The organism is Undibacterium sp. YM2, assembly GCF_009937975.1.
Taxonomy (GTDB): Bacteria; Pseudomonadota; Gammaproteobacteria; order Burkholderiales; family Burkholderiaceae_D; genus Undibacterium.
Genome location: NZ_AP018441.1, coordinates 1,485,454 through 1,511,529 on the forward strand (window position 1 = coordinate 1,485,454; position 26,076 = coordinate 1,511,529).

At 51.2% G+C, this 26,076-nt stretch carries 24 protein-coding genes; 13 read left to right on the plus strand and 11 right to left on the minus strand.

Annotation, left to right across the window (positions count from 1 at the left end):
* Positions 1 to 83 precede the first annotated feature (83 nt).
* Together UNDYM_RS06605 and UNDYM_RS06610 are read right to left on the minus strand one after the other, a co-directional pair.
* Complete coding sequence (locus tag UNDYM_RS06605) at positions 84 to 1,280, minus strand: acetylornithine transaminase (protein ID WP_162040339.1); 1,197 nt, start codon at positions 1,278 to 1,280, stop codon at positions 84 to 86.
* Positions 1,281 to 1,549: 269 nt separating this feature from the next.
* On the minus strand, positions 1,550 to 2,575 hold the full coding sequence (locus UNDYM_RS06610) for a CDP-6-deoxy-delta-3,4-glucoseen reductase (RefSeq protein ID WP_162040340.1): 1,026 nt from the start codon (positions 2,573 to 2,575) through the stop codon (positions 1,550 to 1,552).
* Positions 2,576 to 2,587: 12 nt separating this feature from the next.
* Between UNDYM_RS06610 and UNDYM_RS06615 the strand changes: the two genes are divergently transcribed.
* Positions 2,588 to 3,496, plus strand: a complete 909-nt coding sequence (locus UNDYM_RS06615; protein ID WP_162040341.1) for an SDR family oxidoreductase — start codon at positions 2,588 to 2,590, stop codon at positions 3,494 to 3,496.
* Here the strand turns inward: UNDYM_RS06615 and UNDYM_RS06620 are convergent.
* Genes UNDYM_RS06620 through UNDYM_RS06635 form a run of 4 tightly spaced genes read right to left on the minus strand, consistent with a single transcriptional unit; the run spans position 3,430 to position 8,813 of the window.
* Positions 3,430 to 5,907 (minus strand): CHASE domain-containing protein, encoded by a 2,478-nt coding sequence (locus tag UNDYM_RS06620; RefSeq protein ID WP_370529478.1) that lies wholly within the window; start codon positions 5,905 to 5,907, stop codon positions 3,430 to 3,432. The genes UNDYM_RS06615 and UNDYM_RS06620 overlap by 67 nt on opposite strands.
* Entirely contained in the window at positions 5,889 to 6,155 is a 267-nt protein-coding gene (locus UNDYM_RS31050) for an MASE1 domain-containing protein (protein ID WP_162040343.1), read from the minus strand. The genes UNDYM_RS06620 and UNDYM_RS31050 overlap by 19 nt, the downstream gene beginning before the upstream one ends.
* Positions 6,156 to 6,178: 23 nt before the next feature.
* On the minus strand, positions 6,179 to 7,960 hold the full coding sequence (locus UNDYM_RS06630; RefSeq protein WP_162040344.1) for a GspE/PulE family protein: 1,782 nt from the start codon (positions 7,958 to 7,960) through the stop codon (positions 6,179 to 6,181).
* Between the two features lie 34 nt (positions 7,961 to 7,994).
* On the minus strand, positions 7,995 to 8,813 hold the full coding sequence (locus tag UNDYM_RS06635; RefSeq protein WP_162040345.1) for a methyltransferase domain-containing protein: 819 nt from the start codon (positions 8,811 to 8,813) through the stop codon (positions 7,995 to 7,997).
* Between the two features lie 245 nt (positions 8,814 to 9,058).
* Here UNDYM_RS06635 and UNDYM_RS06640 point away from each other — a divergent pair, with 245 nt between their 5' ends.
* On the plus strand, positions 9,059 to 9,994 hold the full coding sequence (locus UNDYM_RS06640) for a hypothetical protein (RefSeq protein WP_162040346.1): 936 nt from the start codon (positions 9,059 to 9,061) through the stop codon (positions 9,992 to 9,994).
* Between the two features lie 37 nt (positions 9,995 to 10,031).
* Here UNDYM_RS06640 and UNDYM_RS06645 read toward each other — a convergent pair whose 3' ends face one another.
* Complete coding sequence (locus UNDYM_RS06645) at positions 10,032 to 10,556, minus strand: DNA-deoxyinosine glycosylase (protein WP_162044489.1); 525 nt, start codon at positions 10,554 to 10,556, stop codon at positions 10,032 to 10,034.
* Positions 10,557 to 10,720: 164 nt separating this feature from the next.
* On the opposite strand from UNDYM_RS06645, the gene UNDYM_RS06650 reads away from it, so the two are divergent.
* Positions 10,721 to 11,227 (plus strand): DUF3016 domain-containing protein, encoded by a 507-nt coding sequence (locus UNDYM_RS06650; protein ID WP_162040347.1) that lies wholly within the window; start codon positions 10,721 to 10,723, stop codon positions 11,225 to 11,227.
* Between the two features lie 61 nt (positions 11,228 to 11,288).
* Here the strand turns inward: UNDYM_RS06650 and htpG are convergent, their stop codons facing one another.
* Entirely contained in the window at positions 11,289 to 13,196 is a 1,908-nt protein-coding gene (gene htpG / locus UNDYM_RS06655; protein WP_162040348.1) for a molecular chaperone HtpG, read from the minus strand.
* Between the two features lie 260 nt (positions 13,197 to 13,456).
* Here htpG and UNDYM_RS06660 point away from each other — a divergent pair, with 260 nt between their 5' ends.
* The 4 genes from UNDYM_RS06660 to UNDYM_RS31060 all read left to right on the plus strand — a co-directional run bounded on the left by UNDYM_RS06660 (position 13,457) and on the right by UNDYM_RS31060 (position 16,610).
* Complete coding sequence (locus UNDYM_RS06660) at positions 13,457 to 14,218, plus strand: transporter substrate-binding domain-containing protein (protein ID WP_162040349.1); 762 nt, start codon at positions 13,457 to 13,459, stop codon at positions 14,216 to 14,218.
* A 246-nt stretch (positions 14,219 to 14,464) separates the two neighbouring features.
* Entirely contained in the window at positions 14,465 to 15,064 is a 600-nt protein-coding gene (locus tag UNDYM_RS30525; RefSeq protein ID WP_232063770.1) for a TonB-dependent siderophore receptor, read from the plus strand.
* On the plus strand, positions 15,064 to 16,062 hold the full coding sequence (locus UNDYM_RS31055) for a TonB-dependent siderophore receptor (RefSeq protein WP_255456535.1): 999 nt from the start codon (positions 15,064 to 15,066) through the stop codon (positions 16,060 to 16,062). Before UNDYM_RS30525 ends, UNDYM_RS31055 begins: the two co-directional genes overlap by 1 nt.
* Positions 16,020 to 16,610, plus strand: a complete 591-nt coding sequence (locus tag UNDYM_RS31060; protein ID WP_255456536.1) for a TonB-dependent receptor domain-containing protein — start codon at positions 16,020 to 16,022, stop codon at positions 16,608 to 16,610. The genes UNDYM_RS31055 and UNDYM_RS31060 overlap by 43 nt, the downstream gene beginning before the upstream one ends.
* Positions 16,611 to 16,668: 58 nt before the next feature.
* Here the strand turns inward: UNDYM_RS31060 and UNDYM_RS06670 are convergent, their stop codons facing one another.
* Positions 16,669 to 17,289, minus strand: coding sequence for a hypothetical protein (locus tag UNDYM_RS06670; RefSeq protein WP_197740986.1), 621 nt, complete (start codon positions 17,287 to 17,289; stop codon positions 16,669 to 16,671).
* An 87-nt stretch (positions 17,290 to 17,376) separates the two neighbouring features.
* Positions 17,377 to 18,750 carry a cysteine--tRNA ligase gene (cysS, locus tag UNDYM_RS06675; protein WP_162040350.1) on the minus strand — a complete coding sequence of 458 codons (1,374 nt, stop codon included), beginning with the start codon at positions 18,748 to 18,750 and terminating at the stop codon, positions 17,377 to 17,379.
* A 370-nt stretch (positions 18,751 to 19,120) separates the two neighbouring features.
* Between cysS and UNDYM_RS06680 the strand changes: the two genes are divergently transcribed.
* Together UNDYM_RS06680 and leuE are read left to right on the plus strand one after the other, a co-directional pair.
* On the plus strand, positions 19,121 to 20,206 hold the full coding sequence (locus UNDYM_RS06680) for a GGDEF domain-containing protein (protein WP_162040351.1): 1,086 nt from the start codon (positions 19,121 to 19,123) through the stop codon (positions 20,204 to 20,206).
* A gap of 61 nt (positions 20,207 to 20,267) precedes the next feature.
* On the plus strand, positions 20,268 to 20,924 hold the full coding sequence (gene leuE, locus UNDYM_RS06685) for a leucine efflux protein LeuE (RefSeq protein ID WP_162040352.1): 657 nt from the start codon (positions 20,268 to 20,270) through the stop codon (positions 20,922 to 20,924).
* 22 nt (positions 20,925 to 20,946) lie between these two features.
* On the opposite strand, the gene UNDYM_RS06690 is transcribed toward leuE, so the two are convergent.
* Positions 20,947 to 22,368, minus strand: coding sequence for a PLP-dependent aminotransferase family protein (locus UNDYM_RS06690; protein ID WP_232063771.1), 1,422 nt, complete (start codon positions 22,366 to 22,368; stop codon positions 20,947 to 20,949).
* 183 nt (positions 22,369 to 22,551) lie between these two features.
* On the opposite strand from UNDYM_RS06690, the gene UNDYM_RS06695 reads away from it, so the two are divergent.
* The 4 genes from UNDYM_RS06695 (at position 22,552) to UNDYM_RS06710 (ending at position 26,041) form a co-directional block, all read left to right on the plus strand.
* On the plus strand, positions 22,552 to 23,166 hold the full coding sequence (locus UNDYM_RS06695; protein WP_162044491.1) for a LysE family translocator: 615 nt from the start codon (positions 22,552 to 22,554) through the stop codon (positions 23,164 to 23,166).
* A gap of 35 nt (positions 23,167 to 23,201) precedes the next feature.
* The gene (locus tag UNDYM_RS06700) at positions 23,202 to 24,074 is read left to right on the plus strand and encodes a DMT family transporter (RefSeq protein WP_232063772.1); all 873 of its coding nucleotides are present in this window, start codon (positions 23,202 to 23,204) and stop codon (positions 24,072 to 24,074) included.
* A gap of 253 nt (positions 24,075 to 24,327) precedes the next feature.
* A complete protein-coding gene (locus tag UNDYM_RS06705) occupies positions 24,328 to 24,786 on the plus strand; it encodes a RidA family protein (RefSeq protein WP_162040354.1) in 459 nt (152 codons plus the stop codon).
* Positions 24,787 to 24,847: 61 nt separating this feature from the next.
* On the plus strand, positions 24,848 to 26,041 hold the full coding sequence (locus UNDYM_RS06710) for a PLP-dependent aminotransferase family protein (RefSeq protein WP_162040355.1): 1,194 nt from the start codon (positions 24,848 to 24,850) through the stop codon (positions 26,039 to 26,041).
* Positions 26,042 to 26,076 lie beyond the last annotated feature (35 nt).

A 26,076-nucleotide genomic window follows, 5' to 3' on the forward strand; every position in this document is an offset into this window, starting at 1 on the left:
ACATGCTTTAGAGGCAATGCTCTTGGCGTAAAAAAAAGCCTGTATTGCTTTCACAATACAAGCCATTTTCTTTATCTTGACGCTCAGGCTGAGTTTTTGACTTGTTGTATTACGACACGCAACATGCTGATCAATTGATCAATTTCTTCCTTCGTCACATTCAATGCAGGCATGAAGCGCAGCAGGTCTGGGCGAGGTGAATTGATGAGCAAACCAACAGGCTCCATGTCGCGGGCAGCTTCAACCAGCTTGCCACCGATATTCTCACCGAGCTTCAAGGCACGCAGCAGACCAAAGCCACGTTCGCCTTGCATGCCGAATTCCTCAGACAGTTTTTCCAGTTGCTGGCTCAGGTACTCGCCTTTCTCTTTGACTGAGGCGAGAAACCCGGGCTGGTTGACTTCATTGAATACAGCTTTGCCGACGGCAGCCATCAAAGGCGCGCCGTTATAAGTGCCGCCCTGGTCACCAGGGACAAAGCAGGCTACTTCTTCACGGCACAGCAGGGCACCCAGTGGTACGCCACCGCCTATGCCTTTTGCCAGGGTCATGATGTCTGGTTCTATGTTGGACAACTGATAGCCAAACAATTCGCCAGTACGGCCCATGCCAGTCTGTACTTCATCAACGATGAGCAGCAGGCCATGCTTCTTCGTCAACTCACGCAGGCCTTGCATGAATTCGGGGCTGGCTGGAATGACGCCGCCTTCGCCTTGTACTGGTTCCAGCATGACACCGACGGTTTTGTCAGTGATCAGTTTTTCTACTGAAGCGATATCGTTCAAATCTGCTTTAGGGAAGCCGCTGACTTGCGGCGCAAAGATCGTGTCCCAGCCTGGCTTGCCGGAGGCTGACATCATCGCCAGTGTGCGGCCATGGAAACCATGGTCGAAGGTAATGATTTCAAATGCACCATTCTTGTTCAACTGACCCCACTTGCGTGCCAGCTTGACTGCGCCTTCATTGGCCTCTGCACCGCTGTTGGTGAAAAACACGCGGTCAAAGCAGGAGTTCTTCGTCAGCAGATCAGCAAACTCCACCATAGGGGCGTTATAGAAAGCCGGGGAGGGGTTCAGCAATTTTTTTGATTGTGTGACCAGTGCTTCATGGATCACATCAGGGCAATGGCCGAGGCAGTTGACCGCCCAGCCTTGCAGATAATCCAGATATCGCTTGCCCTTGTGATCAGTCAGGTACATGCCCTTGCCTTCAACGAACACCAGTTCGGGGCGTGGGGTGATGTACATCAGGGAATTTACGTTGTACTGACTGAATTCCATTTCAAGACTCCTAAGGTCGTTACAGTGGGTGGGGATAGATAAAAACTCAAGGTAAAAAAAAGCCACAGGGCGGAACCTGTGGCTGGATATTCGTGGTGCAGCTTTTTACGCGCACGCTCACTCCTACATCGGCCCAGGCTCGCTCAGCGAGTTGCGACGTCGTGCAATATTTGGTGAGGACATGTCAGTAAAAATTTTCATAAAACGGATAGTAGGACTTTTTGCGCACTGCGTCAAAATAAATTTTCAGGTAGTTACGCAAAAAGTATTCAGTTTGCCAGGTCAGCCTCAGAAGTAAACGAATCTGCATAGAACTCGTCTGCTGGCAGTTGACACTGCGCCGTAAAGTCGCGCTTGGCTGAGTCAACCACGACAGGGGCGCCGCAGGCATACACTTGATAAGCAGACAAGTCTGCATGATCAGCTATCACGGCCTGGTGCACAAAACCGCTACGGCCTGTCCATGCATCTTCAGGCAAGGCGTCAGAAACGACAGGGATGTAGTTAAAGCCAGGTATTTGCTGTTCCCATTCCTTGCACAGCGCATGCATATACAGGTCCGCCGGGCGGCGGCCACCCCAGTACAGGCTGACCGGGCGCTTGGACTCAATATGGATCAGGTGCTCCACCAGAGCCTTGATAGGGGCGAAGCCTGTGCCGGAAGCCAGCAGGATAATTGGTTTTTCGCTATCTTCACGCAGGAAGAACGTGCCTTGCGGTCCTTCAAAGCGCAGGATGTCACGTTCTTTTAGGGTGGAAAAAACCTGGTCGGTGAACAGTCCACCCGGCATATGGCGTACATGCAAAGTGATATGCTCATCCAGATGCGGGGCATTCGCCATGCTGTAGCTACGGCGCTTGCCGTCTCTGAGCAGGAATTCTATGTATTGACCGGCGCGGTATTGCAGGCGCTCATTGGCTGGTAATTGCAGAGCGATGAGCATGACGTCGTGCGAAAGCTTTTCCAGTTTGGCAATGCGGCTAGGCATTTTCTTGACCGGGTAGTCACCGTCAGCGACGATTTCGCGCGCTTCTATGGTCAGGTCTGATTGTGGCCTGGCGCAACAGAACAGGGACATGCCCTGGGTTTCTTCCAGCTCGCTCAGGGCACGTTGCTGGTGGGGGCCATGCTGCACGGTACCACTGGCGATCTTGCCTTTACAAGAACCACATGCACCATTTTTACAACCGTATGGCAAGATGACGCCTGCGCGCAGCGCTGCCGACAATACGGTTTCATCTTCTTCACAGCTAAATTGACGGCCACTGGGGGTGACGCTTACTTGAAAAGTCATACTATCCTGAACATGAATAAACAGTTTAAACAAATTGGCAAGCCACGCTTGCTCATCATAGGTTGTGGCGATGTGGGCATGCGCCTCTTGCCCTTGTTACGCCAGCATTTCCGCATTTTTGCCTTGACCAGCCAGGCTGAGCGCTGCACAGAATTGCGCAACGCCGGTGCCATTCCCTTGCTGGGGAACTTGGACCAGCCAGACCGCCTGGCCCGCCTCAAAGGCCTGGCAGGCTACGTTGTCCATCTGGCACCGCCACCCTCAGAAGGCAAAGCCGACAGGCGCACACAAAATTTGATCGCCATTTTACCTGACAAGGGCCGCCTTGTTTATGTCAGCACCACTGGTGTGTATGGTGACTGTGCGGGGGCCTGGTTTGACGAGACCCGCACAGTCAGGCCACAGAATGCCCGTGCACTGCGCCGCGTGGCGGCAGAAAGCTGCCTGCGGGCCTGGGCGCGGCGCAGTCAATCCTGCCTGTCCATCCTGCGCGTGCCTGGCATCTATGCGGCAAACCGCCTGCCACTGGAACGTTTGCACAAGGGCACGCCCGCATTGCTTGAAGCTGATGATGTATATTCCAACCACATCCACGCAGATGATCTGGCGCAATTGATCAAACTGGCCTTGTTCCGGGCGCTGCCCAATCGTGTCTATCATGCGGTCGATGACAGCGACATGAAGATGGCGGCTTATTTTGACCTGGTGGCCGATGCGTTTGCATTGCCACGCCCGCCACGCTTGCCGCGTGCTGAACTGGCGCAGCAGGTCAGCCCCGTATTATTGTCTTTCATGTCAGAATCAAGGCGCATGCAAAACCAGCGCATCAAACTGGAGCTGGGTGCACGCCTGCGCTATGCCTCGGTGACAGAGGGCGTCGCGGCAGCAGTGGCTGCGGTCACGAGCGGTAAGGTGATATAGAAGCAGGAGCCAAGGTTTTCTGTGCTGGTGAAGCCGATCTGCCCGCCCATTTTTTCTATCATGGTCTTGGTCAGGCTAAGACCCAGTCCGGTACCGGCATATTTGCGGGCAGCCTTGGCATCTTCCTGGGTGAACTTCTGGAAGATGCTGCTCTTGAATTCTTCTGAAATACCTATGCCAAAGTCTTGTACTTCTATGCGTGCCTGCCCATGGTCGAGCGTGACGCGCACATCAATTTGTCCATGCGGCCGCGAGAACTTGATGGCATTCGACAGCAGGTTGGACAGGACCTGTACAAAACGCTGTGAATCCACCCTGACCATGACAGCCTTATCTATCGTTGATTCATACTGTATGCCTATATCAAAACTCTGTGCATAGCCGAGGTTGGACTGCAGGCTGCTGTCTATCAATTCAGCCAGGGAAAGTGTCTCGAAATGGAATTGCATGCTGCCATATTCCAGCTTTTCAAAGTCCAGCAAATCATTGATGAGTGCAGTCAGGCGTTTGGCATTGTCATTCGCCATAACCAGCATGGCCTGTGCTTTTTCCGGAATGTCTCCGGCAACTCCACCTGCCAGCAGACCCAGCACACCACGGATAGAAGTCAGCGGCGTGCGCAGCTCGTGGGACACTGCAGAGACAAATTCATTTTTGAGTTTTTCCACCCGTTTTTTCTCGGACAGGTCATGCACGATGATGACATACAAGACTTGCATGCCCAGACGTACGCGGGTGATTGCGAGCTCCACCGGTACGTCATGACCATCTTTTTGCCTGGCCAGCAATTCTTTGCGTTCGCTTTTTCCAGCCACTTCAAATTGTCTTTCACGACTGGTCGTACGCAAATGGGTAGTCAGGAATTGCAGTGATTCTGGGTCAGGGAAAAGGCTGAACATGTTTCTGCCACGCAGACTGCCATGTGCATATTTCAACAAAACCTCGGCAGAACGGTTGGCTGATTCTATGATGCCATGTTCATTCGTGGTCAGTATGCCTTCTGCCGCGTTATCGAGTATGGTACGCAGTCTTTCTTCGCTGTCGTGCAGCTCTGCCGTTCTTTGTGCGACCAGGCTTTCTATGCCAAAAGTATGGGCTGTTGCGACCAGCAGGTAAGCGCCCAGCAGGCCTGTGAACAGCAGGCCGCCTATCATGGTGATCCAGGTGATCCAGGCGACGTGGGTGCGCCAGTATTCTGATGAAGGCTGTGCCAGTAATGCGAATTGTCTGCCACCAAAGTTGATGGTGGTTTGGAATAAATAAGTCGGGGTCAGTCCACTGATTTCATCGATGAATATACCTTTCTTGCCAGGGTAGGAAAGGTCATAGAATTTGATACGTACGCTGCGCATGTCTTCATTCGACAGGATTTCCCTGACGACGTCAGCCATGCGTATCATGCTGACAGCCGCTCCTGAAAAAGCATCCTTTCTTTGTTCCATGGTTTCTTGCGGTTTGCCATTTTCATAGACTGGCGCAAACAGCAGCACATGCAATTGTTCCCTGCCATCGGTCTCGCTTGAAATTAAAGGGTCGGTGACTGTCAGGTGACCACTGTCACGCGCATCCTCAATCGCTATCCTGCGGGCGGTGGTAGAGCCCATGTCATAGCCAAACATCTGGTGATTATCGAAAAAAGGCTCTATGTACCTGATGGGATAATATTCATCCCTGACACCGACCTCCACGAGCTGATTAAACTCATTCATCTCCTGTATCTGATAATTGGCGAAACCTTCGCGTAATACATTGACTTCAAAGTTTTCGCGGTGTTGCAGATCTACCTTTGGCACCCAGGACAAGAAGGAAATGGCTTTCTGGCTTTGCAGGGTATGACTGACAAAGGTGGCAAAGTCATTACGGTTGACCTGTATGGAGCTGGCATACAGGCGCTCGATATTGCGCATGATGTCTGCATGTGTATCCAGCTTGTTTTGCAGGTTCTGGCCTATGCGTTCAGCTTTCAGGCGGAATTCAAGCTGCTGCTTTTGTTCTTCGCGGTAACGGGTAAAGGTAAATGCGGTAATCACCAGCAGCAGGCATATCAGCAGGGGCACCAGGACACTCCAGCGTCTGGCATACCATATCTCACGCGGCTTGCCATAGATCACCATGATGATGGGGGTAATCGTCAGCACACCAAAGGTATCGCCTACCCACCAGCCTATCCAGTTATTGAAAAAATCCTGCCAGGGGATGACACCCAGAGCGACCAGCGCAGTGACGCTGATGCTGGCGTTGATGAGGCAGGCAACCCCGCCGCCATAGATAAAAAACTGAAAAATAGCCCTGTCTGTATCCAGGGCCAGGTTGTCATGCAATTTCTTCAGGATCAGTTTGCAAGCTACCAGGGTTTGCAGGCTGGCACCAGCAGCGACGATGGTTGAGGCAATCAGGGCATTGGTATTGATGTTGCCAAAATGTTCAGGTTAATGAGTAAATTGGCAACGAAGGCACCGATGGCTACACCGGGCAAGAGGCGGTAGCCTCCGGTAAGCACCATGCCCAGGGCAACACCGGCAGAAGGATAGATGGCGATGGAATAGCCTGGCGGGATGGCAAGCAACAGGGAAAGGCGTCCAAGTGCCGCATACAGTATGGCAAGCACCAGCATTTGCCATAGTAGTTGTCGCGTATCACTTTCCGGTGTTGAACGCATCCCCGCCTTCCCAGAAAACTAAGCTAGATCAGTGATGAAGTGACTTTCAGAACCTCATCTGCCGTGGTAACACCTTCGATGATCTTATATGCGCCTGCAATGCGCAAGGGTTTCATCTCATCCTTGATGCTTTGGGCACGCAGGGCATGGATATCGGCATTCTCAGTGATCAGTTTGCTGAAAGGCAGGGTGACTGTCAGCAATTCATACAAGCCTGTACGTCCCATGAAACCGGTCTGGCGGCATTCCGGGCAGCCGACGGGTTTATAGATTTTCTCGGGTTTGCTGATGCCCCAGCCCTCAGTGAGGGTGTCCCAGACAGCATCCTGCAGTTCACCTTCGGGAGATTTGCAGTGGATGCACAGGGTTCTGACCAGGCGCTGGGCCAGGATGCCTATGATGGTTGCTTCCAATAAATAATAAGGCACACCAAGTTCCAGCAGACGCATGATGGCTGAAGGCGCGTCATTGGTATGCAGGGTGGATAAGACCAAATGACCTGTCAGTGCGGCCTGTATGGCCATCTCGGCAGTTGGCAAATCGCGTATCTCACCGACCATGATGATGTCAGGATCCTGACGCATGAGGGCACGTATGCCATCGGCAAAACTCAGGTCTATCGCAGATTGCACCTGCATCTGGTTGAACGAGCCTTCCACCATCTCGATAGGGTCTTCTACGGTACAGACATTCACGTCTGGTGTCGCCAGCGCTTTAAGGGTGGTGTACAGGGTCGTGGTTTTACCGGAACCGGTAGGCCCGGTCACCAGGATGATGCCATGTGGCTTGCTGGTCAGGTGATCCCAGCGTTTTGCATCATTGATGGGGAAACCGAGTTCGGGCAGGGTCTTGACCACAACTTCAGGATCAAAAATACGCATGACCATTTTTTCGCCGAACACCGTAGGCAGGGTGGATAAACGCAGTTCCACCTCCTGGCCTTCACTGGTACGGGTCTTGATACGACCATCCTGCGGACGACGTTTTTCGATAACGTCCATGCGGCCCAGCAATTTGATACGGGCTGTCATGGCGATCATGATAGTGGCTGGTACCTGATATACCTGGTGCAAGACACCGTCGATACGGAAACGGATGACGGAAATATCGCGTTTGGGCTCGAGATGGATATCCGAGGCGCGCTGATCAAAGGCAAATTGCCACAGCCAATCGACGATATTGACGATGTGCTGGTCATTCGCATCGACCTGCTTATTGGTCTTGCCTATCTCTATCAGTTGCTCAAAGTTCTGACGCAGGTTGGCATCATTCTTGTTTGACTTGCGCGCATCCTTGATGGATTTGGCCAGTGAGAAAAACTGGACGATGTATTGCGAAATTTCCAGCGGGTTCGCCACCACCAGGCGAATCTCCTTGCGGCTGAATTTCAGTATTTCATCCTGCCATTCGGTATTGAATGGCTCTGAAGTCGCAACGACAATGACATTTCCCGTGGATTCCACAGGCAGAATGTTAAAGCGGGTCGCATAAGAGGCCGACATGACATCGGATACGCTGGTGAAATCTATCTTCAGGGGATCAATGCGGTAAAAAGGTAAATTTACCTTGGCGGCTGCCCATTCCGTCAGCCAGTCCAGCGTCAGCAAAATATGCGGTGAAATGGCCGAATGCAATCTGGCCTGTGCAACGGCAGTCAGGGGATGCATGCTGGCCGGACCGTTTTTCAACAAACCCTGGGTCGCGTGGAACTGGGTCTTGGCTTCTTCCTTGGGGATGATGCCATCGGCCATCAGCCAGGTAAAAATTTGTTGCAGGTTCAGGCTGCGGTGTGCTGGTTTATTCATGCTTGGTGACCGTTTTCATCAAATTATTTTGACATTATTTGGGATCGCAGGCTGCCTTGAGCCCATTGACCCAGGATTTTGCAGGCAATTTGGTGCTCGCCTTGATCTGTTCCGCTTTTTCGTACAACTCAGGGAAATTCAATTCGGGCTTGCGTTTGAACGCCAGGGCAACCACATTGCCATCGTGGACTTCTGGCAGGCATAGCACAGTGTCAAATGCAAAGCGCATGGCTTTGAGGTTGCGTGCATAGCTGGGGTGGTCGCCAAACAGGTTGACTGTCAATATGCCATCGTCCTTCAGGCAATTTGCACAGGCCTGATAAAACTCAGCGCTGTCGAGTACCGGGCCACGGGCAGTAGCATCATATAAATCCACCTGCATGGCATCGATATGGCCATGATTATTGTCATCATTGACAAAGTCCATGGCGTCCATTTCCAGCACTTGCAGGCGCTCGTCATTGGCAGGTAATTTGAACATGCTTTCGCAAATGGCGATAACAGACGGATTAAGTTCTACCGTGGTGACTGCGGCATCTTCGAAATGACGGTAACAGAACTTGGTCAGTGCACCGGTGCCCAGTCCCAGTTGCACCAGTTGTTGTGGCGTATCGATGAACAGCATCCAGGCCATCATCTGTTGCGCGTATTCGAGTTCTATGGCGTCGGGCTTTCGCAGGCGCATAGCACCTTGCACCCATTCGGTACCGAAATGCAGGAATCGTACCCCATCCATTTCGGATAAGGTGACAGGAGCAAATTTGGGTTTGCGGTTGACCTTCTTCGGGGCAGCAGCGGTGGGGCCAGAGCGGTGATTGGCCTCGGCTTCTATGGATTTTCGTTTGATCAGCATCCGCTTATTTTAACCTTCATAGTGTGTGTCGAAAGCAAATTTACATTTTCCATACAAGTTGTAATGAATTTTGACGGAAAAACTTGAGGGAGGAGTTACTTTTACGCAATTATACTTGCGCGCACTTGCCTGATGCTTCGCTTGTGGAAACTATATTGTCAGTATGGCTATGAAAGATGCCTCTGAGGTAAAATCCCACCTTGCCCAAATTGACACATACTTTCATTTATTTCCCCGTTTTCCACATGAAATATAAAAAAACAGCCGCTGCTGCCTTCATTTTTGTCGCCTTGCTCGGCCTGTCCGCTTTTTTCCTGTTTGGCCGTGAACCCCTTGATCCTGCCAAGCCAGAGGTTTTCAATGCCGATACTGCCATGCTGGCGATTTTTGGCACATATAACGAAAAGCATCACGGGGTCTTGCTCCCTGAAAAAAATACTGCAGCCTGGGATATGGGGCAGGCCGATACCCTGGCCACAGCCCTTCTGGCGGACACCTATACCGAGGCTGGTAAAAAGAAGGCCGTACTGGTCGTGCAGCGTCAGCAAATTCTTGACGGTGTTGTGGAACAAAGCCATGCGACCGCTCCAGTCGTCTCTGTGTATATATTCGCCTTTAACGGCAAGCAATGGCTGTTCGAAAAGGGCAAGAAAGAAGTCGCAGCCTATGGCGCAAATGGCATGGCACCTATGGCCAACCTGATCCGCCTTGGCAAGGACAAGTTTGGTCTCTTGTTTGAAGGTGGAGACATGCATCAGGGCTATACCAATGACTATGCCTTCATCGTGTCCTTGAGCGACGCCAAACCCGTCATCGCGCTGGAATTGAACATGGGCGAAAGCAATAGTGGCGCCTGTACCGATGATGTGGAAGAACAGGGCCCAATGATGCAGGCATGCTGGGAAAATACCGGCAAGCTCAGTTTCCTGCAGAATGCCACTGATGAGTACTATACCGTCAAGCTGAGCACGACAGGCAATAAACCGGAGGGTGACAAGCCGCCATCAGCCGCCAGGCAGCAGGATACTTATTTTGTCCATACAAGTAATACCTACAAGGCCAGCAAAGACCAGCGTCTGAAGAGCGCCAGTCCGGTTGCTGACGAGCTGTTAAAAAATGCCGGTGAAATGAAAAAGCAGAAGCCTCCTGTCGCTGATGCGGCAAACAAGCAAGGCGCTTAGCACATCAAGGTTTGCATGCTCTGATAACCTGATATCTTCAGCCAGGTGCAGGCTGCAGTCCGGCCTGCCAGTCGAGTAATTTGTCTGCAAAACTGCGTGTTGCGTGGGCGGGGGAGGATGAGGGTAGTATCAGCGTCTGGTACCCCTGTTGCTGGAAGTAAGTCGCCATTTTTCCTGCGGTCTGGCCATTGAAGCAAAGCTTGCGTAAATGCGGATGTGTTGGCCGCAAGCCGCTGAAGTCATTGAGTTTGCCCTCGCGTATGGCTGAGTCAAGGCTGCCTGCACGCACGCAGGAATGAAATACATCCCATAAACCTATGCCATGCGCCAGCAAAGTTTGCAGGCGCTGTTCGTAATCAAGTGTGACCAGGTCTGTTGCCAGAGAGGCTGATACCAGTCGCCAGAACTGGTTTTGCCTGTAGGCATAATATTGCGTTGCCGTGAGTGAAGCAGCGCCAGGGAAACTTCCCAGTATCAGGGTATGGGTGTGCTCATTGATGACAGGAGGGAAGCCCAGCAATACAGGGGCTTGCGCAAGTGGGTTCGATTCTGGTGCCTTCATAAAGCTGTAATTGGCCGGTGCCGTTTGCATGGAAAAACTTTGTGACAAATTTCATGATAACTGATGACAAAGCTGTCTGGCTGTTTACGTCTTGCTGGGCTATTCTTGAAGCATGACAAAAGCTTCAATTTAATTTGCAGTAGAATGGGACAGGAGGTGGAGTGATGAAATTGATGACAAGTGCAATATTGCTGGCAATGGCGATGGCGACACAGGTACAGGCTGGCGAAGTGAAAGTGACCTGGCAGGAGCCGGAGAAATATACGGATATTCGCCCAGGCAATGAATCCAAGTCAGGCTTCCAGGAACGCATGATCAAGGAGTTTGATCAAATATTTGCCGACCTGGCAAAAAAACTGCCCGATGCGTATCAGTGGGATATCACAGTCACTGATGTTGATCTGGCTGGCGACGTACGCCCGTTTTACCGTAACACCGTTGGTGATATACGGATCATCAAGGATTTGTATTGGCCACGCATGACTTTGACTTTTGATCTGAAGGACGAAAAAGGCAAGAGCATTGCTTCGGGTACAGAAAATATCAAGGACATGAATTTTCTGATGAGATCCGGTCTGGCTACCGGTAATTCTGCCTTCCGCTATGAAGAGCAAATGCTGCGTGACTGGTTCGCGAAGCAGCAGCGTGACAAGATTTTCCCTTCACGTTGAACACGATGCATAAAAAAACGGACTCAATATGAGTCCGTTTTTTGTGCTGTAGAGATACTTACTACTTGCTCAGCAACATCTCATTGAGACGTTTTACAAATGCACTTGGGTCGCTGAGGTTGCCACCTTCAGCCAGCAAGGCCTGGTCAAACAGCAGGTGTGACCAGTCGTCGAACTTGTTGACTTCATACTTGAGTTTCTGTACCAGAGGATGATCAGGGTTGACTTCCAGTATAGGCTTGGACTCTGGTGCAGCCTGACCTGCAGCCTTCAGCATGCGCGCCAGGTTACCAGACAGATCATGCTCATCTGCGACCAGGCAGGCTGGTGAATCTGTGAGACGGAAAGTCACTCGCACATCTTTGGCTTTGTCTGCCAGGGCTGTTTTCATCTTCTCGACCAGGTCTTTGAACTCGGTCTGGGTTTCTTCGTGTTGTTTCTTTTCTGCTTCATCTTCCAGCTGGCCCAGATCCAGGCCACCTTTGGCGACGGATGCCAGTTCCTTGCCTTCGAAATCATTCAGGAAGGACAGCATCCATTCATCAACGCGGTCAGTCAGCAGCAAAACCTCTACACCTTTCTTGCGGAAAATTTCCAGGTGTGGGCTGTTCTTGGCAGTGGCATAGCTTTCTGCCGTGAGATAGTAAATCTTGTCCTGGCCTTCTTTGGCGCGGCTCAGGTAATCTGCCAGTGAGACATTTTGTGCATCGCTATCATTGTGGGTAGATGCAAAGCGCAGCAATTTGGCGATACGTTCCTTGTTGGCATGATCTTCACCCACGCCTTCTTTCAGGACCTGGCCAAATTCTTTCCAGAAAGTCGCGTACTTGTCTTTCTTTGCTTGAGCATCATCGCCATCCGCATTTGCCAGGTCTTCCAGCATGCCCAGCACGCGCTTGGTCGAGCCTTCGCGTATCGCCTTGATGTCGCGGCTTTCCTGCAGGATTTCGCGTGAGACGTTCAAAGGCAGGTCATTCGAATCAATGACACCTTTGACAAAGCGCAGATAGACCGGCATCAGTTGTTCCGCATCATCCATGATGAATACGCGTTTGACGTAGAGCTTGATGCCACCACGTTTATTGCGGTCCCACATGTCAAACGGTGCGCGTGATGGGATGTACAGCAATTGTGTATATTCGCTGCGGCCTTCAACACGGTTATGCGTGTGGGTCAGCGGTGCGGTGTAGTCATGCGACACGTGTTTGTAGAACTCATCATATTGCTCAGGCGTGATGTCAGACTTGCTGCGTGCCCACAAGGCACTGGCCTGGTTGATGGTTTCCAGTTCGTCTTTCAGAACCTGTTCTTTCTTCTCTTCGTCCCATTCTTCTTTCTGCATCTTGATAGGCAGAGAGATATGGTCGGAATAAGTACGGATCACGGATTTGAGTTTCCACGCAGACAGGAACTCGTCTTCGCCTTCACGCAGGTGCAGGGTGATGCTGGTGCCGCGGCCTTCCTTGACGATGTCTTCGACGCTAAAGTCACCTGCACCTTCGGATTCCCAGCGTACAGCCTGGTCTGCAGGCAGACCGGCGCGGCGGCTTTCTACGGTGATGCGGTCGGCAACGATAAAGCCGGAGTAAAAACCAACACCAAACTGGCCTATCATGGCGGCGTCTTTTTGCTGGTCGCCAGACAGCTTGCCAAAGAATTCCTTGGTGCCGGATTTGGCGATCGTGCCCAGGTGTTCTATCGCATCGGCCTTGCTCATCCCTATGCCATTGTCGGCAATGGTGATGGTGCGTGCTTCCTTGTTGAAACTGACCTGTATTTGCAACTCAGGATCGTTTTCAAACAGGCTGGCATTATTAATGGCTTCAAAACGCAGTTTGTCTGATGCATCAGAAGCATTCGAGATCAGTTCACGCAAAAAGATTTCCTTGTTTGAATACAAGGAGTGAATCATCAACTGCAAAAGTTGTTTGACTTCGGCCTGAAAGCCCAGGGTTTGTTTTTCTGACATGGTTTCCCTCAAAGATTTCTTTAGTAGTATTGGCAATTGCTTGCCTGCTGCTGTTTTTGTAACATTGTTTGCAACATTGCTTGAGCAGATGGAAGGTGAGGTCGCTTTGACAGATTTCAAGATGATTGTTTAAAAGACATGGCAGCCCGGGTGGTGCTTGCCTTCCAGCATGAATGTTTGTATTTTTTGCAAAATTTCACTAGACTTCACTGTAGCAGTACCTGTATCTCTGAACTTTTCATGGACATGGAGTAGCCGTAATGTTGCTTAAAGTAGCGGGTGTGCTCTGTTTCATTTTCCTTTGCGGGTATGCGCCTTTCTTGAAAGCGGCTAATCTCTATCTGACTGAGGTCGCTCCTTTTGCTTTCGCCAAAGATGCCAAGGGTACTTATGACGGCATCAATGTGCGCATAGCCAATGAATTGCGCAGGAGATCCGGCGTCCCGCTGGAGCTTGTGGTGGTGCCCAGCGCCCGCCATGTGGTGATGTTCCCAGCAGATAAAGAGGCTTACAGTATTTCCCAGGCAGAAAATTTCAGTGAGCAGGAAGGTGTCCTGTTGAGCGAGGTTACCCAGTTTCCGATTATGGTGATTGCGCCGCGCGGGGCTGTACTCAGAAATTATGATGACCTGATTGCCCTGTCCATGGAAAAAGGCATAGGCATGATGCGCAGGCTCAGTTATGGCACGTTTGGCCAGGATGAGCGCGTCAGGAAGGTAGAAATCAATACCCTGGAGAATGGCATGCGCATGCTGGAAGCTGGGCGTATCTCGGGTATCGTTGGCAGTCAGCCTGCTATCCTGGCGGCGGCAGAAAAGAATGCCTCGGCAAATTTATTAGGCCCCGGCCTGGTTATTTCTTATGGCTCACATGTCATGCGTGTGCGGCCAGAGTTCGCTGCGAGTGCGAATTCAAAAATCATTAGTGCGACTTTGCTGGCCATGAAAAATGATGGCAGCATCGCACGTATACTCGACGACTATCTAAAAGACCTGAAGGCGGGGTTGTCAGCCGCAAAATAATTTCTGCTATCCCCTGATTTCGGGCTTTTATCACAAGCCTGTATTGTCTGAGTCTTGCCCTCCTTAAAATCCATCCTGTTGTTCAATTCTGGAAATCCTGCCCGCCTTGCGCGGCAGCTCACTGTCTCGCTAAAATTCTGCCATCACATGTCCAAGTTCGCTTTAAAAAATAAATTCCTATCGCCTGGCTTTGTGCGCCAGGCATGCATGCAAACCGGAATAGCCAGTATCGGAGCCTCGCTACTTATGTGTAGTGCCGCATTGCGAGCTGCTGACGTAGTCAAAAGCGAGGTCAAAGTTGAAACCACGAAGAATGCAGATACGATACAAACCGTTGAGGTGGGCGGGCCCGGGGCAACAGCGCAAAGAAAGAATGATACTGCCGCAAAAATCGTCGTCAATGCCGCTGAGCTGATGCAATATGGCGATACGCAATTGTCTGCGGTGTTAAAACGCCAGCCTGGCATTTCTGTCGTAGGCAATGAATTGCGCATGCGTGGCCTGGGTGCAGGCTATACGCAGATATTATTGAATGGCGACCCGGTGGCACCGGGATTTTCCATAGACAGCATTGATCCTACGTTGATAGAGCGCGTGGAAATCCTGCGCACCACGACGGCAGAATTCAGCGCCCAGGCGGTGGCAGGTAGCATCAACATCATCCTCAAAAAAGCTGCGGACAGTGCCAGAAAAGAGTTCAAGGCTGCAATCGCGCATAGTGAACATAACTGGAATCCCACATTGTCCCTGGAACTGGCCGACAAGCATGCAGGTTTCTCTTACTCCGTCACTGGCACTGTATCAAAAACCGGTTATGAAAATTCCCCGCAGTCACCGAGAGCATAGTGAGCCCTGACGGCAAATCCAGGGTACTGAGATCAATACAGCAAAAGAATCTGGCTGACTTTTGGCGTCTGGCGCTAACACCCCGTCTGAACTGGAGCCTGGACAATGGCGACACGCTGAGCTGGCAGAGCCTGATTGATTTTTACCGCAACGTGAATTGGGGGCATGATCATGAAACAGCGGCACCGGAAGATGCCAGTCAATACCCTGATAATAATTATCGCGCCTCTTCACATACAGGTTTGTTACGCTCAGACTTGAGCTGGGCGCACAGGATAGATGCAGACAGCAAACTGAATGCGAAGCTGGGCCTGAACTACAACAAGCGCGAGACTGACTATAACTTCTATGGCTATCCCCTGGCGAAGAACCAAGCTTTCAACCGCCATGTTGTGTCGAACGCCATAGACAGCAGTGTCAGCAGCAGCGGCAAATACCTGAGCCGCTTTCGTGATGACCATAGTCTTGCACTGGGTTGGGATTTCACTCACACGCAACGCAGCGAGACCCGTTCGCAGTATGACCTGCAGCCGCATGATACAAAGATAGATACACTATTTGAAGACTACAAAGCCAATGTACGCCGCGTAGCCGTGTTTGCCCAGGATGAATGGGACGTGACTAACCGCCTGCAAGCTTACCTGGGTTTGCGCTGGGAAGGTTTGAATACAGAAACCACAGGCAGGCTGATGGTACCCGTGCAAACCAGGTCCAGCGTATGGAGCCCGGTCATGCAATTATTATGGAAATTGCCTGAACAAGAAAAAGACCAATTGCGTTTTGCCTTGTCCCGTACCTACAAAGCCCCCACCACGCGTAGCCTGGTACCCCGTCGCTATACGGCAAACAATGATAATGGCCCGAACAATCCTGACTTCCAGGGCAACCCGCAACTCTTGCCAGAGCTGGCCTGGGTGCCGACCTGGCGTATGAATCCTATTTTTCTAAAAACAGCATGTTCAGCCTGTCCGCCTATGTCAAGCGGGTGCAGGACGTGACGGTGCAAAACCTGTATGAAAGAAATGGCGTATGGATTACGACACCTTTTAATAACGGTAAGGCCAGAGTGATGGGGCTGGAATTTGATACCAAATTTAGCCTGCAGGATTTGCTGCCAGCCTCAGTGCCGCTGGAAGTACGTCTGAATGCCGCACGCAACTGGTCCAGGCTGGATGCAATACCAGGGCCGGATAATCGTCTTACCGATCAGGTACCATTGACGGCCAATCTGGGCATGGATTACAAGCGCAGTGAGCAGCAGTCATTTGGCTTTAATTTCAATCTGCAGACAGGCGGCAATGTGCAGGTCACGCCTGGTCTGCGCAACTATACGGGCGTCAGTCGCAATCTTGATGTGTATGGTTTATGGAAGCTGGGAGACAAGATGCAACTGCGCAAGACGCAACTGCGCCTGTCTGTCAGCAATCTCCTGCATCAGGATGTGCTGCAGTCTTCTCAATTCAGCGATCAGTATGGGCGCAAATCACGTAGCTCAGTAACACCGGGTAGTGCCACGATACGTCTGCAGTTTGAAAAGAGTTTATGAAAAAATGGGAGAAAACATCTCCCGTTTTTTTTCTTAATATTTGCTTATTACTTGCTTATTATTTGGCGCCTACACCCTTGAATGTTTCCGGATCAAAATCAGCGATGTCGATTTTGCCAAAATGTTTTGGGGGCGTATAATTTTTTTCCTTGGCTTTTTCCGGGTCACTTGTATGGAAGGATGATTCAGACACTTTCACCAACTGCCATGTATCGTCCTTGCGCGAGTAATTGAATTGATATTCATTTGCCCAGCGCCAGGCACTGCCGCCGTAGTGGGATACGGTGAAACTTTTCTTGCTGGCTGTCAGGTCTGCAAATGGGTCGCCCATCATGCCGCCACAAGTTGAGCACAGCACAATTTTTTCATTGGTCTTGACCAGCTTTAATTTACCATCGGCCTGACGTATGGCGATATGCAGGGGACGCTGTCCTTGCTCCATATCTTCATCTGCAGCGTTTTTCTTTTGTTTTTCGAGGATGAAGACGTAATCAGCCTTGTCGTCGCCATTCAGATCTGCACTGACAAAGGCCAGCAATTTGGTATTGGCTGTGATGAAGGGGCGCAAATCTGCGGGAACATCCTTACCTTCTGTGTAAGTACCCGCCAGGCTGAGGCCGGGCACTATCATCATGCTTGCGATGACAGTCATTTTGTTGAACAGCTTGATGCTTTGCATGGCAATCCTTTTAAAAGAAAACAGGGGAAACCATAGTTTCCCCTGAGTTGTCCTGATTAATCTTGCGTTACTCAATACGATAATTGATTACAGCTTTTTGATTTGCATGCCTTCGGCCTTGTCTTCCACTTCATAGCCCAGCGCATGCAATTCGCTTCGCAAACGGTCTGCCTCGGCCCAGTTCTTGGACTTGCGTGCAGCCTGGCGTTGTTCCGCCAGACTTTGCACTTCTGCCGGGATAGCCAGCACAACCGGTTGCCATTGCGCCAGACCCAGGCCAAATACCTTGTCGAATTCTGTCAGCGTGGCTTTTTTGTCGGCATCAGACAAATCAGCTTTCAGCATTTCCCATACCAGTGCAAGGGCGCGCGGTACGTTCAGGTCTTCATTGATGAAGGTGGTGAATTTTTCGCGGTATTCTGCACTGACATTGCCACCTGCCGGCCATGCATGGTAAGTCTCGCGCAGGCGTTGCAAGGCTGTTTGTGCGGACAGCAGAGCTTCAAAGCTGAACTGCATCTGGCTGCGGTAATGCGCAGTCAGGCACAGGTAGCGATATGCCAGCGGGTCAATATTCTGATCCAGCAAAGTTTGCAGGCGCAGGAATTCACCCGTCGATTTGGACATCTTGCCAGAATCGATTTGCAGGAAATACCCATGCATCCAGAAGTTGGCCAGGCGGGTGCCATGGCAAGCCTGGTTTTGCGCGATCTCATTGCTATGGTGGATGGCGATATGGTCTTCACCACCGCAATGGATATCAAACCAGGGGGTCAGGTATTTGGCTGACATGGCCGAGCATTCTATATGCCAGCCTGGGAAGCCACGGCCCCATGGGCTATCCCATTCCATTTGACGGTGCTCATCTGGCGGGCTGAATTTCCACAGCGCGAAATCAGTCGCATGCAGTTTCTCACCGAGTTCAACACGGCTGCCGGCCTTGATCGCATCACGCTTGATACGCGCCAGGAAACCGTAGTCATCCTGCTTGCTGGTATCAAAATAAATGCCATCGCTGGTGCGGTAGGTGTAGCCATTTTTTTCTATGGCAGCGATGAAATCAATTTGCTCTGCGATATGGTCAGTGGCCTTGCACCAGATGGCTGGTTCGAGGATATGCAGTTTTTGCAAATCATCCTTGAAGGCGGCAGTGAAACGGTCGGCAATCTGCCATGCTGATTCACCGGCCTTGCGGCTACCTTTTTCCATCTTGTCTTCACCATCATCACCATCAGACACCAGATGGCCAACATCGGTGATATTGATGACATGGCGCACGGTATAGCCATTCCATTCCAGGGCGCGGCGCAGCAGATCTTCAAACAGATAAGTACGCAGGTTGCCGATATGGGCATAGTCATACACGGTAGGTCCGCAGCAGTACAGGCCCACCCAGTCTTTGTTCAAGGGGCTGAAGGGGCGCAGGCGGCGTTCCCAGTTATCGTAGAGAAGTATGTCCATTTGTTGTGAAAATAGCTAAGTGTGAATGTAGTAGATCGTGAAAGCGGGTATTTTTTCGACATGGGCGGACAGGCAAGGGCATTCCTTGCTGCGCGCAGCTTGCAGACTCAACAACAACAGTCTGAGTGGAAGTCTTGTATTTGTATAGATGCAGACATGCCTGACACTGATGTGTCGCCTATGCAATCTTTAACATCTTGCAGGTACAAGTGGGGCATATAATTAGTCTGACTGGTTCCGTTAGGACTGAATTGAAAAAGTTCAGAGTGAGAATGTAGCATAGATATGCACTTTTGATCAAAATTGAACTGCCTGACCAGGCTCCAGACTGGCAAAGCCAGGTGCAGCTGAAAAATAAAACGGTGCAAAAATGCAAACGAATTATAAAGACGTCAGCGAGGAAAATTACCGCTCTCATTACACCAAACAAGACAGGGCGCAAGTCCGCCGTGTTGTCCGCATCATGCTGTGGGCTTTTTTGCCGCTGGCACTGGTCGATGTACTCTTCCATGAGTTTGATATTTCTCTGGCTGTCTTGCTGCTGATGCGGCTCGCCGGATTCTCTTATTCCCTGTGGCTGATCAAGCAATACGGCATGGAAGAGAATGTGCCCAGGCTGGACCGCTATGCCATGCACTGGATAGTTCTGGTGTTGTCGATACAATTCATCAGCAATATCTGTTTGCCACGCGATTATCTGGGCCATTACATGGTCGATGCCTGGCTGGTGCTGATGGCATTTATTTCCCTGCCTTTGGCTTTGAACATATTGCGCATACCGCTGTTCCTGTTTGTCGCAGCTTCCTGTTTGCTGTTGTTGTATAAACAATCCGGCACTTTTTCACAGGCAGCCAGTGTTTTGCTGATCATGCCTGCGGTAGCCATTACCGGCCACGCCATTGCTGCCTATGTGCACAGGTACAGGCGCAAGCTCTTGAGTGCCGAGCATGAGCTGGAAAGACAGGCAAATACTGACCCTGTCACCGGCGTCGCCAACTGGAAAGAATTCATGCGCATCTCCGACTCTGAGCTGCAGCGTCACCAGCGCCTGGGCAAGCAATTGTCCATGCTGGTACTTGATTTGAGTGACTTCAAGCATATCAACGATACGCACGGGCCACAGGTCGGCGATGTGATCCTGGTCGAAGTCAGCCGCCGTGTAAAACGGGCGATGCGTGCTTATGATTGTGTTGCCCGTTTCAGTGGTGAAGAGTTTTTTGTGCTTTTGCCTGAGGCCTCCGCCGAGGACGCTGTCAAAATTGCTGACCGTGCCCGTGCCACGGTCGTCGCCATGCCGATTTCCGTCTCTGGCAAGGAAATGAAAGTCACAGCCACTGTCCGTACTGCTACCTTGCGTGAAGGGGATACTGCATTGAGCCTGCTGCGCCGTGCGGGTGAGGGCACTGGCACACGCGAGCAGGAAGTACCGCAAAATGTTAATCTCGTGCCTGTATAAATGTGCTGCATATGGCAAAGCAAGCAACGAAGATTAATCTGTAATTTTGAGGATGTGGAAAATGGAGTTTTACGGCGTCACCGATTTATGGACCTATGTATTAGGCGCGCTGGGCATAGTCTTGCTGCCTGGCCCCAATTCTTTATATGTATTGGCAGTTGCTACCACACGCGGCGTGCGTGAAGGCTATAAGGGGGCAGCGGGTATTTTTGTCGGTGACAGTATTTTGCTGCTGCTGACAGCTTTGGGTGCAGCGAGTATCTTGCGCACTTACCCGGCCTTGTTCATGGTGGTGAAATATGCGGGCGCAGCTTATCTGGCCTGGGTGGGCGTCAATCTGATCTGGGCTGCCATACAAAAATGGCGTAACAAGACAGTGACGGTGGCAGAAACGCAGGCGACAGCTGTAAATATGCAAAACCCGTTCAAGCGTGCGCTGGTGATCAGTTTGCTGAATCCCAAGGCTATCCTGTTCTTGCTGTCGTTCTTCGTGCAATTCATCAACCCGAATTATCCGACACCGGCAATTCCCTTCCTGATACTCAGTAGCATCGTGATGGTGTTCAGTACCACTTATCTGTCGGTATTGATTTTCCTGGGCTCTCGTCTGGCACGCAATTTCAGCAAGCGTCGCCGCCTGTCTGCCAGTTTGTCGAGTGGAGTGGGCAGCATGTTTGTCTGGTTTGGCGTCAAGCTGGCCAATGCCAGCCTGCACTAGGTTGTATTAAGTATTGCAGCAATTATTTGATTTCACGTTTCAAGAACTCCCAGACACCAGGGTCAGACATTGCCGCTATGTTGATGCGCATCTTGGTGGAGGGGAGCTGGCTCGGTGAGAATAAACTGCCAGGTGCCAGCAAGTAACCCTGTTCCATGGCTTTCTCGGTCAGCTTGTTGGTGTCACAGCCCGTCTCTGTCCACAGGAACATGCCGGCGGGCGTGCGGTAATCGACCTTCATGCCCATTTGCTCAAGACGTTTGGTGATGTCATCGCGCACCCCGTCAAGCTTTACCCTTATGCGATCGACATGCTTGCGGTAATGTCCCTCAGACAGGATTTTATACACCACGCGCTCGCCAATTTCTGTGGTCGTCAGAGTAGACAGCATCTTACGATCGGCCAGGCGTATCGCCAGTTCAGGTGATGTCGCGATAAAGCCTACCCGCAAATTGGCTGCCAGCGATTTGGAAAAACCACCAAGATAGATCACCCGGTTCAACTGATCCAGCGCAGCAATGCGGGTGGCTGCCTGCACGGCAGGGCCCGGGTGCATGTCGCAATACACATCATCTTCAACGATCATGAAGTCATGTTCTTCTGCCGCTTTCAAGACCTGGAATGCCTTGGCTGCAGACAGCGAAGTCGAGGTCGGATTATGCAAGACCGAGTTGATGATATACAGCTTTGGTTTGTGCACTGCTGCCAGTTCAGCCAGTTTGGCCACGTCCGGGCCGTCATGCAGGCGTGGTATGCCTATCACCTTGGTACCCAGGATAGCGAAAGAGCCAAACATCAAAAACCACGCCGGGTCATCGACAAAAATGGTGTCGCCGGGCTGGGTGAATTCACGTGCCACCAGATCCAGTGCCTGCGTCACACCGCTGGTCATGACGAGTTGTTCAGGTGAGGCGGCAATTTCCAGTTCCGCCAATTTCAACTGCAATTGCTGGCGTAGCGGCAAAAAACCTTGCTGGGTGCCATAGTGCAGCAAGAGGTTCTGGTTCAGCCTGCTGATGGAGCGTAAGCCATTCGCCACCAGTTCACCGTCGAGCCAGTCATGTGGCAGAACACCTGAGCCCGGCATTTTCTGCGGTGGCAATTGGCGAAACATATTGCGTACCAGCCACACCACATCGAGGTTTTGGGTGATCGGGGCGATTTGTGCTGTGGTTGGGACATTGTTGAGCATTGACGCTCGTTCGCGCACAAAAAATCCTGCTCCCCGGCGCGACTCCAGATAACCCTTGGCGACCAGCCTGTCATAGGCTTCAACCACCGTAAAACGCGATACTTCCTGTTCGTCGGCAAACTGGCGTATCGATGGCATGCGTGCACCTGTGCGCAGCAATTTGTCGTCGATGCGATTGGCCACGGCATTGACGATTTGCTCTACCAGTGAGCCGCCAGAATCGCGCGAGATAAAAAAGGTTGGTGTCAGCATTGCATGTCTCCGGACTGTATCCTGTAATGGATAGTTGACCATTACAGTATGAATATTATCGCTTGCAGTGTATTGGTACTGTATCGGTTTTTGCGTTTAGGATAGCACAACACTAAAGCAAAAAAGGGAGAAACAACATGGATGGACGACAGAATTTCAGTCTTGACCGACGTGGAGAGCAATATGGCAATTGATACCCTCATGGCCTTTGCCCTGTTTGCGCTGGTGTCTTCGATTACACCCGGCCCGAATAACCTGATGTTGCTGGCTTCTGGTGTCAACTTTGGTTTCCGTGCCACCTTGCCGCACATGCTGGGCATCAGCATAGGTTTCATGGTGCTGGTACTGGCAGTCGGTGTGGGTCTGGCTGGCCTGTTTGCGCTTTTCCCCTGGTTATATGTCGTGCTGAAATGGGCTGGAGCTGCATATCTGCTTTACCTGGCCTGGAATATTGCCAATGCCGGGCCTATAGAAAGCAGGGCGCAAGACGGTGCACATAAAACTGGCCCCATGAGTTTCTTGAGTGCGGCCGCTTTTCAATGGATCAATCCCAAGGCCTGGGTCATGGCGCTTGGTGCCTTCAGTACCTATATCCCCGCAACCAGCGGTTTCTGGATCGTTGCCCTGGCGGCTGGTGTTTTTGCAGTCATCAATTTGCCCAGCGTAGGCTTATGGGCATTGTTTGGCGCCAAAGTCAGGCATTTACTGAAGGTGGAGCGTAATCTGCGTATCTTTAATTATGGTATGGCCTTGCTGCTGGTCTTGTCGCTTTATCCTATGCTGGTGAGTTCACAATGACAACGGACACGCAAATTAAAACAGGCAGGTCTGTCATGCCGATACAAGAAAACAAGGGTATGGCCCTTGGGCTGGTTGGTGTCATGATTTTCAGTCTGACACTGCCATTTACCCGCATGGCAGTGGCGGAACTCAATCCCGTTTTTGTTGCACTGGGACGGGCAGTGGTCGCAGCATGCTGCTCGGGCGTCTTGTTATGGATGCAGGGTGCCAGACTGCCACAACGTGAGCAAATCAAACCCTTACTGATTACTTCTCTGGGCGTGGTGGTCGGTTTCCCCTTGTTCAGCTCTGTTGCCATGGCTTATGTGCCTGCTACTCATGGGGCCATCGTACTGGGTATCTTGCCTCTGGCAACTGCCTTGTTTGCAGCATTGCGCTTTAATGAAAAGCCGTCGCCTGGTTTTTGGGTGATGGCCGTACTCGGCAGTGGCCTGGTCATCGTCTTTGCCCTGATGCAGGGTGGTGGCTCATTCCAGTTTGCCGATCTGGCTTTATTCATCGCAGTGATCGCTGCTGCCATGGGTTATGCCGAAGGAGGGCGCTTGTCGCAAAGCATGGGCGGGCAACAGGTAATCTCCTGGGCTTTGCTGCTGGCGCTACCAGTTTTATTGCCCGTTACTACCTGGCTTGGCTGGCATTATGGGGTACAGGCGTCTGGCCGCGCCTGGGCGGGGTTTGCCTATGTGTCAGTGTTTTCCATGTTCATAGGCTTTTTCTTTTGGTACAAAGCCCTGGCTATAGGTGGTATTGCCCGCGTCGGCCAGGTGCAATTGCTGCAACCATTTTTGAGTTTGCTGGGTGCTGCTGTGATATTGGGTGAAGTGTTGACTGGCCGTGAAATCTTTTTTGCGCTGGCTGTGATCATTGTCGTTGCACTGGGACGGCGCATGAATATTCAACGGTGAAGCTGGGAAATCTCCTGGAGTGACCAAATTTAATCTGTCACAAGCAGTGCAGCAGGGGGTGTTAATCGCATCAGTGCAGGCTTACAATAGAGGACTGGTATTTTTGCTTGAATTTGTAATTGATGCAAACAGCATCTGCCAGTCTTAAGGTTTTGACTCTGCAAATTTTTGAAAATTGCAGAAATAATAATAAAAATTTAATTATCTCTAGTGCATCAGTGAGGGCTGCTGCGCTTTTTCCTGGAAAATAGACATGTCATTTTACGAAAAGCTTCAAGCATTAAATATCGAATTGCCTGCCGTGGCGACACCTGCTGCTGCCTACGTCATGTATGCACAAACTGGTAATACCGTATTCCTGTCTGGTCATATTGCCAAAAAAGATGGCAAGCCATGGGTAGGCCAACTGGGTAAGAATATTTCTACTGAAGAGGGCAAACTGGCAGCACGCGCAGTCGCGATTGATCTGATCGCCACTTTGCAAGCTGCTTGTGGCGGCGATTTGAACCGTGTCAAACGTATCGTCAAACTGATGAGCCTGGTTAATTCCACACCTGATTTTATCGAGCAACATCTGGTGACGAATGGTGCTTCTGAACTCATAGGCGAAATCTTTGGTGAGCAAGGCAAGCATGCACGTTCAGCCTTTGGCGTGGCCCAAATCCCTTTGGGTGCTTGCGTAGAGATTGAAATGATCGTCGAGATCGCCTGATTTTATAAAACAATAAGCTTGCCCGAGATGGCAATCCTAACCGAGAGATAGTGAGACCAGCATGAAACTTGAGAATCCCAGCCCCATAGAGTGGAAATTTTCTGACCGCGCCGAACAGTTGCAGAGTTCTGCGATCAGGGAAATTCTGAAAGTGACCATGCGTCCTGAAGTGATTTCTTTCGCTGGCGGTTTGCCATCTCCAGAAACTTTCCCGGTAGAGCGCATGCGCGCCGCCTTTGACAAGGTATTGTCGCAACAGGGCAAGTCAGCATTGCAATACGGTCCTACCGATGGTTATGCACCTTTGCGTGAATTTTTGGCCGACTCTTTATCCACCAATGATTCAAAAATCCTGCCTGACCAGATCATGATGGTATCCGGCTCTCAGCAAGGCCTGGATTTGCTGGGTAAAGTGCTGGTTGATGAAGGCAGCAAGGTTTTGGTGGAAACACCAAGCTACCTCGGTGCCTTGCAGGCTTTTTCCGTGTATCGCCCCGAATTTGAATCGGTGGATACTGATGATCATGGCCTGATTCCCGCTTCTGTCGCCGCCAAAGGCGCAGGCGCACGCCTGATGTATGCCTTGCCTAACTTCCAGAACCCTACCGGACGCACCTTGTCGGTAGAGCGCCGTTATGAGTTGGTAGAAACCTGCGCCCGCATGGGCATCCCGCTGGTCGAAGATAATCCTTATGGTGACCTGTGCTATAGCGGCGAGCCTTTGCCAAAAATGCTGAACATGAACCCCGGTGGTGTGATTTACATGGGTTCTTTCTCCAAGGTGCTGACACCTGGCATACGCCTCGGTTATGTGGTTGGCCCTACACCGCTGATACGCAAACTCGAACAAGCCAAGCAGGCAGCCGATTTGCATACAGCCCAATTGACACAGATGGTGGTGTATGAAGTCATCAAGGATGGCTTCCTGAGTGAACACATCCCGACCATACGTACACTCTACGCAAAACAATGTAACGCCATGCTGGATGCCATGAGCAGGCATTTCCCTGAAGGTGTGCAGTGGACCAAGCCTGAAGGCGGCATGTTCATCTGGGTCACCCTGCCAGAACACATGGACAGCAAGCAATTGCTGGATGAAGCAATCCAGCAAAATGTCGCTTTTGTGCCAGGCGGCCCTTTCTATGCAAACAATCCTGCAAAAAATACCTTGCGCCTGTCCTTCGTGACTGTGTCTCCAGAGCGTATCAATGAGGGTATAGAAAAACTGGGCAAGCTGATCAAGGCAAGGCTCTGATTTTCATTTCAAATGATTGCAAGGCCCTTGGGCCT